Annotated in this window: 6 protein-coding genes and 1 pseudogene; 4 read left to right on the top strand and 3 right to left on the bottom strand. The window is 66.3% G+C overall.

Annotated elements, in window-relative coordinates; all coding sequences use genetic code 11:
• The 3 genes and pseudogenes from ACSBP4_RS16930 to ACSBP4_RS16920 form a co-directional block, all read left to right on the top strand.
• Positions 1–370: pseudogene (locus ACSBP4_RS16930) on the top strand (DUF7093 family protein); the annotation flags it as partial.
• A 150-nt stretch (positions 371–520) separates the two neighbouring features.
• Positions 521–907 (top strand): DUF5611 family protein, encoded by a 387-nt coding sequence (locus ACSBP4_RS16925; RefSeq protein ID WP_006180240.1) that lies wholly within the window; start codon positions 521–523, stop codon positions 905–907.
• 319 nt (positions 908–1,226) lie between these two features.
• Positions 1,227–1,412 (top strand): hypothetical protein, encoded by a 186-nt coding sequence (locus ACSBP4_RS16920; RefSeq protein WP_006647947.1) that lies wholly within the window; start codon positions 1,227–1,229, stop codon positions 1,410–1,412.
• Here ACSBP4_RS16920 and ACSBP4_RS16915 read toward each other — a convergent pair whose 3' ends face one another.
• Positions 1,413–2,744 (bottom strand): dicarboxylate/amino acid:cation symporter, encoded by a 1,332-nt coding sequence (locus ACSBP4_RS16915; RefSeq protein WP_006647946.1) that lies wholly within the window; start codon positions 2,742–2,744, stop codon positions 1,413–1,415.
• Between the two features lie 101 nt (positions 2,745–2,845).
• A complete protein-coding gene (locus ACSBP4_RS16910; RefSeq protein ID WP_435552920.1) occupies positions 2,846–4,333 on the bottom strand; it encodes a heme-binding protein in 1,488 nt (495 codons plus the stop codon).
• 157 nt (positions 4,334–4,490) lie between these two features.
• Between ACSBP4_RS16910 and ACSBP4_RS16905 the strand changes: the two genes are divergently transcribed.
• Positions 4,491–5,015 carry a PadR family transcriptional regulator gene (locus ACSBP4_RS16905; protein WP_006647944.1) on the top strand — a complete coding sequence of 175 codons (525 nt, stop codon included), beginning with the start codon at positions 4,491–4,493 and terminating at the stop codon, positions 5,013–5,015.
• 24 nt (positions 5,016–5,039) lie between these two features.
• Here ACSBP4_RS16905 and ACSBP4_RS16900 read toward each other — a convergent pair whose 3' ends face one another.
• Positions 5,040–6,881 (bottom strand): site-2 protease family protein, encoded by a 1,842-nt coding sequence (locus tag ACSBP4_RS16900; protein WP_435552919.1) that lies wholly within the window; start codon positions 6,879–6,881, stop codon positions 5,040–5,042.
• Positions 6,882–6,901 lie beyond the last annotated feature (20 nt).

The raw sequence follows: 6,901 nt of genomic DNA, 5'->3' as shown, positions 1-6,901 counted from the left end.
TGCCGAGGTCGATCCGGCCGCGATCGAGGACGACGCCGTCCTCCTCGACGACGAGCCGGACGACCCCGTCGGCGGTGCTGACGCCGCCGAGGCCCCTGCCGACGCCCGCTCCGTGACTGCCGAGCCGCCGACGCAGGACGCGACCGAGGCTGCCGCCGACGTCGCGTCGGAACCGGGGACCGGCATCGAGCGAGCCGAGTCGGTCCCGACGCCCGCCGAGGGCGACAGCGGTCCCGGCGAGGACGTGCCGACCGAGTTCTACTGCCCCCGGTGTGAGTACGTCGCCGCCGGCGATCGGGGCTCGTTGCGGGCCGGCGACATCTGTCCCGACTGCCGGAAGGGATATCTCAGCGAACGCGAGCGGCGTTGATACGACCGGTATCCCGATTTCCCGGTGCAACCGCGACGGTCACGGGTCTCGTGTCCGTGATACCGCCGTTCGAGCGATCCCTGACAGGTCAGCGGATCGAATCGTTGGCTATGAAAAGAGGTAAACGCGCCGCCGTGTTTCTCCCAATCCATGAAGGAGTACAAGATGCGTCGCGGTGAATATCTCGAGGAGCGCATTCCGGATATGGAGTCGACGGTCGAGGACTACTTCGGCCCGATCACCGGCACCGAGGAGTACAAGGGCAGCGACCTCTACCTCATCGACGAGCCGGACAACCCGGTCTTCGAGAAGATCGTCGTCGGTGCCGTCGAGTACTCCGGCAAGAAGGACAAACTCGGCGTCGAGTTCAACGAGCGCGACCCCACCGAACTCGGCCCCGACGAACTCGAGGCCGCGGCCGACGCCGTCGACATCAAGAACGACTTCCTGCTCGAGGCGACCGGCCGTGACGCCAAGGCACGACGCGACTCGATGAAGCGGAAAGTCGAGGACGACCCGGATCACGATTTCGACTAACGAAATTTTACGCTGCGGTCTATCGCGAGCGAGGCGAACAGCGCCTCGCTCGCGATGCCCCTCGGTAAAATTTCGATCAAAAACACTCCTCTTTCCGTTCGCTCGTCCTTCCAGTCCTCGCTCACAGCAGTCGTCGGTCCGCTCGTTCGTGCCGTCGACACTCACTCGCGGTCGGTATCGGGCGGCGGCCTGCCCTCCCCCGAGTCGGGCGACTCACCGCGAGTGCGGTGAGCCGCCCTCCCGGCCACGGTACCGCCCTTGACGTGGCCGTTCCTGTTGCTTCGTAACGGCTTTGACCGCCGCGTCGAAGTACCCGGTAATGGAACCACAGGCGTTTCTCGCGGCGACGCTGGTCGCTCACGTCGGCTTCGCGATCTTCGTGACCGCCCACGGCCACCTGACCGGCCGTGATCCCGGCAAGTGGCCCTTCGTGACGCTCGCGTTCGGTCTGGCCGGGATCGCCGCCTACTTCTTCTACGACGAGTCGGCGGACTCGAGTCCCTGATCAGTCACCGGCTGCGACGCTGTCCTCGCCGTCGCCACTGGCTTGCGAGCCGTCGGCCCAGACACCCTCCGTGAGATCGATCCCGTCGGTCCACTTGCCGACGACCGACGCGACCGCGAGGTCGCCGGTGACGTTGTTCGTCGTCGCGATCCGGCCGAGGATCGGGTCGACGCCCGCGACGAAGCCGACGATCTCGAGGGGGAGTCCGACGGCGTTCAGAATGACGGTCAGCATGATGAGTCCGGCCCCGGGGACCCCGGCGGTGCCGATACTGATCAGGATCACGGTCGCGAGGACGATCAACTGATCGCCGAGACCGAGCGACACGCCGACCATGTTCGCGGCGAAGACCACCGTGACGGCCTGTCTGATCGCCGCCCCGTCCATGTTGATCGTCGCCCCGAGCGGGAGGCCGAAGCCGTAGACCGACTCGTCGATGCGCAGGTTCGTTTCCGCGTCGGTGATCGTCACCGGCAGCGTCCCGCTCGAGGAACGGATCGTAAAGGCCGTCACCATCGCGTCTTTCGCGCCGTTGAGAAACGAAAGCGGCGACTGGCCGAGGATACCGACGGTCATCACGCCCAGGTAGGTGACGGTCATGTGGATCGCGATGCCGATCGCGATGACGCCGACGAGCGCGCCCAGTTGCACGATCGCGCCCAGGCCTTCGGTCCCGATCGCGGCGGCCATGAGCGCGAAGACGCCGACGACGCCGTACTCCATGACGCCCCAGACGATCGTGAACAGCGCCTGCGTGCCGGCGTCGATAAACGCGAAGAAGCCGTCGATCGCGTCCGCGATCGGCTCCTCGGTCGTCGATTCGCGGACGATCGTCAACGCCAACCCGAAGACGATGACGACGAAGATCGTCGCCAGAATCTCGCCGTTGACCATCGCGGCCAGCGGATTCTCGGGGACGATACCGAGGACGACCTCGGAGACCGACGGCGGTTCGGCCTGCTGGGCCTCGCCACCGGTGAACTCCACGGCCGTTCCGGGATCGAACAGGTTCGCGACTGCGAGCCCGATCAGGGCCGCGATCGTCGTCGTCGCGGCATAGAGTGCGACGGTCAGCCCGCCGACCTTCCCGAGTTTCGACGGCGTCAACTCGCGCATCCCACCAAGCAGCGTAAAGACGATCAACGGGATGATCAGCATCTCGAGCAGCCGCAAGAAGAGATCGCCAAGCGGACTGAGAACGGCAGCGCGTTCGCCGGCGATGGCCCCGAGTGCGGTCCCGAGGACGAACGCGACCGCAATACGGTAGATGATCGGAATCGAGCGATACTGCTCCCACGTTCGTCGTGGCAACGACTCCTGGGTCGTACTCATCGATCCGCCTTATGAACGGGACCGATCAACCCGTGTCGGTACCGGTGAGACTGTCCCACACCTATGACGGGCCGTCCTGGCGGAGACGACTGGGGTCCGTCTCAGGCCAGGAAGACGTGTCGTGGCCGGTCCGCGAGGACGTCCCGCCCGAACTCGACGGTCTCGGAGAAGGCGTCGCTCCGGAAGAACGTCATGGCGTCGTCCCGGGAGTCCCAGCGGCTGGCGATGAACATGTCGTTTTCGTCCTCGCGGTTGACCAGCAGGTCGGTCTTGCGGTGGCCGTCCATGTCGGCGAGGACGCCACCGACGTCGTCGAAGGTTTCGACGAAGTCCCCGCGGTGGTCCGGTTTGACGGTGTAGAACATCCCCATCGTCCCCCACGAGTCGTCCTCGTCGTCACCGGCCTGTCGGACGACTTCGGGTAACTCGGCGAGGAATCCGGCGGCCGTGTTCGCGGCCCGTTCGGTGTCCCAGAGGCTGACGACGGCGGTTTCACTGTTCGTATCCTGGGGCTCGTAGACCGCCGTCTTCACGTGGGTGTCGTAGTGGTCGAAGTTCTCCCGGTAGCCGTCGACCTCCGCGAACAGCTCGTCGGAGTCGGCCGCCGAGTAGAGGACGACTGCGTGGACGTCCTCGCCGTGGGGCTGGCCCGCGTAGATGCCCTCGTCCTCGAGTTCATCGCGGACGCCGCCGCTCTCGTCGCCGTGGCCCGATCCCGACTCGTCGCCGTGATGATGTCCGTCGGAGCCGCCGTGGTGTCCCTCGGCGTCACCGCTGGCGTGAGGGTGGGACGTCTCGCCCTCGGCCGGCACGCGGTCGCCGGCGAGGAAGGCCCCGAGGTCCGCCGGCGGGAACCGCCGTGCCGAGAGGAACCGGCCGAACTCGGCGAAGCGGGAACTCGAGGGATCGAAGCGCATCTCGTAGAGCAGTTCCTTGACGTCGGTCGGGTCGTCACCGAACAGGGTCACGCCCCACTCGAAGTCGTCGAGCCCGACGCTACCGGTGATGATCTGGGTGACGCGGCCGGCGTAGTCCTTGCCGATCTCGCCGTGGTTCGCGAGGTAGTCCGCCCGCTCGTCGAAGGGCAGTTCGTACCAGTTGTGGTCCGGCCCGCGGCGCTTGCTCATCGGGTAGAAGCTCAGGAACTCGCTGTCGGGAATCTCGGGTTTGAGCCGGGACTCGATGTAGCGCTCGAGGCCGGCGTCTTCGACCTCGCTGTCCTCGTCGAAGTAGTCCTCGGACATGTAGCCCGAGACCTCCGTGACCGACACGTAGGAGTCGGCTCGCTCGGTGAACTCCGCGAGCGCAGTGTGTTCGAACCGCCGCTCGAGCGCGTCGATGTCGCCGAGGGTGGGACGGAGATGGAGGACGAGCAGGTCGGCCTTGTGGCCGAGGACGGCGAACGTCGCCGAATCGCCCTCGTCGGCGTCGTCGACGGCCTCGCTGGCCTCGAGGTAGTCGATGCCTTCCTCGATGGCCCGTTCGCGTCGCCGCTCCGGGGCGGCCCGCCAGGCGTCCCAGTCGATCGACCGGAAATCGTGGAGAACGTACCAGCCTTCTTCGGTCTGCGGTGGTCGCCGTCGTTCCATAGTTGCGGGTTGGAACCGGGCGCTCAAGAAGGACCGGATTTCGGTTGACAGTTTCGGCCCCGACCGCCGCCGCCAGATCAACCGGTACCGAACCTGCACCGTCGGAACTCGGCGTGACCGAAACCCTTTAGCGCCGTCCGTTTTATCCCCGAGACACATGCGGAAAAGTGGCCCGCCGAAAGGACTCATCGCCTATCTCGTCCTCGAGCTTCTCGCGGAGAAACCACGGTACGGATACGAGATCTTGAAGGAGATCTGTGAGATCAGCGGCGGTCACTGGGAGCCATCCTACGGCTCGGTCTACCCCATCCTCTATAAGTTCGAGGACAAGGGCTGGGCCGAGCGCATCGAACGCGAGGACGAACCCGACCGAAAGTACTTCGAACTGACCGCCGAGGGCCGGGCGGAACTCGAGGAGCGGCGCGAAACGGGCGCGGAGAAGGCCCGTGACTTCGCGGACGTCATTCTTGGCTTTTTCCACGTCTATGCCGCCTTCTCGACGGACGATCGGTTCGACATCCCCCCAATGGAGGGTGAGTGGCACTTCGACGAGGCGTTCAGCCGCTGGGTCGTCGAACAGGTCGTCCGCCACTACGAACACTACTTCGATACCGATTTCGAACGCCTCGAGGCGACGCCCGAGGAGTTCTACGAGCGCCACGGCGTCGAGTACGAGGAGTGACGTCGCGGGCCTGACGGTCGTTCGCTACCCCGAGACCAACTGCGGCCCGAACAGCAACAGGAGGAAGCTCACGAGCATCGTCACGCCGACCGTCGTCGTCACGACCCGGACCATCCCACGGGTCGCCTCGATCGGGAGCCGCGAGATGATCGCCTCGGTACTCGTCCGGAGGATGTGGCCACCGTCCAGCGGGAACGCCGGAATGCAGTTGAAAAAGCCAAGCTGGAGGTTGATCCAGCCGGTCCAGAACAGCAGATTCGCCAGCAGGAAGACGGTCCCGTCGCCGAACGCGCCCAGGAGCCCCTGTGCCTCGTAGAAGTTCTGGATCCCACCGGTGAAGCCGGCGAAGTTGAACGGCAGCGCGCCGCTGACGCCCATCACCGGCAGCAGGATTGCGAGCCCCACCTTCCCGAGGAACGTGTCGGTAATCGGTCCGAACCGCGTGTCGCCATCGCCGCCGAGCAGCCCCAGGTACTCGTCGGCGGGATAGAGCTGGACCCCGATGTCGCTGACCGCCACGCCGGACGTTCCCTGGTACGGCTGAATGCCGAGGAACCCGCTGTCGGATCGCGGATGCTCGTCGAGGGTCACCTCGTAGCTTCCCCGTTCGTCACCGATGTAGCCCGCGACCGCGACCTCCTGTCCGGGCTCGGTGTCCTCGAGCAGGTCGGCCAACTCCGCGTAGCTGTGGACCCGTTCGCCGTCGAACCGGGTGATGACCATCGTCTCGTCGGTCGGCCCGGTCTCGGCCTCGAGTGGTTCGTCTTCGACGACCGAGACGGCGGCCCCGACGGTCACCTCGCGCTCGACGCGGTCGCCGCCGTCGGCAGGGTCGATCGTCAGGTTCACGCGCTCGTTCTCGCCGACGGCGTCGAAGAAGCCGCGTTCGGTCGCGATCGTTTGCCCGTCGACGGCGCGGATCTCGTCGCCGGTCGAGAGGCCGGTCGGGCCGTCGTCGATCGCCGCGGTCACGAGCAGGGATCGGTCGACGGTCTCCGTCTCCTCGCCGTTGAGTTCGATCGCGATCTGCTCGCCGCTTGTCGCCTCGAGGCGGTCCGCGAGGTCGTCGTTGCCCCCGACTGCGGTGCCGTTGATCGCCGTGATGCGGTCGTTGGGTTCGATCCCGGCGTCGGCGGCGGGGGAGTCGGGTGCCACGCCGCCGACGGCGGCCCCGGAGGCGACGCCGATCGAGCCGACGACGGGGCCGAAAAGCAGGGCGAAGGCAAGCAGCGTGATCGCGAAGTTGTTCGTGACGCCGGCGGCGAACATCCGGGTCTGGCCGCCGCGGGAGGCAGACTTGCTGCTCTCCTGATCGGGCTCGACGAACGCGCCGACCGGCAGGACGGCAAGCATCGCGATCCCCATCGAGTCGATGTCGATGTCCTCGACGCGACAGAGCAGGCCGTGGCCGCCCTCGTGGACGACGAGGCCGACGAGCAGCCCGAAGACGATCCCGGGCGTGGCAGACAGCGGGAGGAAGTCGTTGACGCCGGGAATTACGAGGACGTTTCGCGGCTGTCGAACGGCGGATGTCGCCATCTCCGGCGTCGAGAGTGCGGTGATCGCCGCCTGTAGGAGGAACACGAACATCCCGATCATCACGACCAGCGCGATGCCGACGCCGAGGTTCGACCACGCCCGCCAGAACCGTTTGGGGCGAGCGAGGCGGTCGAGGAGGGCACGACCGCGTTTGGTATGGAGGGTGAGGATCGGTCCCTGCGTGCCGACGTAGTCCGGCAGCCGGCCCGCGTTTCGCAGGCCGACGATCGCGGCCCAGTAGCAGAGGAGACCGATCAGGACCCACGTGAGGAGTTCGGAGCCGTATATTGCAGGGGGCGAGACGAAACCGAGGGAACCGTGATCCATCGGTACTATCTCGGGCGGGC

It is taken from the genome of Natrinema sp. CGMCC1.2065 (assembly GCF_051225675.1).
Lineage (GTDB): Archaea > Halobacteriota > Halobacteria > Halobacteriales > Natrialbaceae > Natrinema > Natrinema thermotolerans.
The sequence above is the reverse complement of the archived record's forward strand: the minus strand, read 5'-3'. Positions and strand labels throughout refer to the sequence as shown.